Genomic DNA, 1298 nt, shown 5'->3' on the forward strand with positions numbered 1-1298 from the left:
GGCCAGGGGGCGTCCCAGCGCACGAGCTCGCCGGCGCCGTCGACGTCGACGCGCAGGGCGTGCCCGCGCGCGGAGTAGCGCACGTCGAGGGCGACCACGCGCCAGGGCGGGCCGGGGCTGCGGTGCACGGCCACGACGACGGCCCGGCCGCCGGAGTGCGCGCCGCTGCCGGTGCCCCGCAGCTTCACGAAGTCACCGGGCCGCAGGTCGGCCAGGTCGGGGACGAGCACCCCCGTCCATCGGCCGGGCGCCCCCGCGCCTGAGCCCCGGTGGGCCCGGGGGGCCGGTGGCCCCTGTGGACGCCGCGGTGATCTTCCGCGGTGTCACGTGGAAGATCACCGCGGCGTCCACAGGGGCGGGGGTCAGGGGGTGGGGGCGCCGCCGCGGGCGTTGTAGACGACGGCGCCGGTGGCGGCCACGTGGGCGGCGTAGTCGCGGTAGACCGCCAGCGCCTGATCGCGCAGCACGTCGGAGACGACGGCGATGCCGCGGGCCTCGAACTGCTCGGCCCAGTCCTCGCGCACCGGTCCCTCGTCGAAGCCGGTGATCTCCTCCAGCTCCGGGCCGGAGCCGGCGACGACGAGGGTGCGCACCCCCGACCACAGCGTCGCGCCGTAGCACTGCGCGCACGGGCGCCAGTTGACGACGAGCTCGCGGCGGGCGCCGTCGGCGCCCAGGTCCCACGAGCGGGTGCGCGCCTGGGCCAGCGCGAGGGCGGTGACCTCCGCGTGCCCGGCGGAGATGCCGCTGGCCAGCACGACGTTGACGCCGACGGAGAGCACCTCGCCGGTGGTGGAGTCGGCCACGAGGGCGGCGAAGGGCCCGCCGCCGCCCTCGCGGAAGGTGCGGGCCGCGAGGCGGTGCACCAGGGCCATCCGCTCCTCGTGGCCGGGCAGCACCTGCGGCACGTCGGCCAGCTCGTGCTCGATCCAGTCCGGCAGGGCGAGGGTGAAGGAACGGGTCAGCGCGCTGGTGTCCACCCGCGCACCCTGCCAGGGCGCCCGTCCGGGTGGTGCGGCGCCCGGGCGCTGAAGGCGGGGCGGGCCGGAGCCGATGCACCGGGCAGCGCGGCCCGCCGCAGGGGCGGCCGCCGGGAGCACCGGGAGACGGCAACCATGTCCACGTTCGAGCAGGCTCCGGCCGACCAGCCGCGCGGCGCGCAGACCGTGGCGCCCGTGCAGGCGTCCGCGCTGCAGTTCGCCGCCTCCATCCTCGGCGAGGGCGGCTACACGCCCGAGGCGGAGCTGAAGGGGACGCTGAGCGCCCCGGCCCGCGTGCAGGAGCCCGCCCCCGTCGAG

2 protein-coding genes and 1 pseudogene are annotated in these 1298 nt (G+C 78.1%); 1 reads left to right on the forward strand and 2 read right to left on the reverse strand.

The features are described 5' to 3' along the window. Positions 1–230 (reverse strand): annotated as a pseudogene (locus tag GTQ99_RS23355) (hypothetical protein); the annotation flags it as partial. 132 nt (positions 231–362) lie between these two features. After that, a complete protein-coding gene (locus GTQ99_RS23360) occupies positions 363–980 on the reverse strand; it encodes a tRNA-specific adenosine deaminase (protein WP_166618033.1) in 618 nt (205 codons plus the stop codon). A 135-nt stretch (positions 981–1115) separates the two neighbouring features. Here GTQ99_RS23360 and GTQ99_RS23365 point away from each other — a divergent pair. After that, positions 1116–1298, forward strand: a 183-nt coding sequence (locus GTQ99_RS23365; RefSeq protein WP_166618034.1) for a hypothetical protein, incomplete at its 3' end; no start/stop codon positions are given.

The sequence above is a fragment of the Kineococcus vitellinus genome (genome assembly GCF_009906315.1).
In the GTDB taxonomy this organism is placed as follows: domain Bacteria; phylum Actinomycetota; class Actinomycetes; order Actinomycetales; family Kineococcaceae; genus Kineococcus; species Kineococcus vitellinus.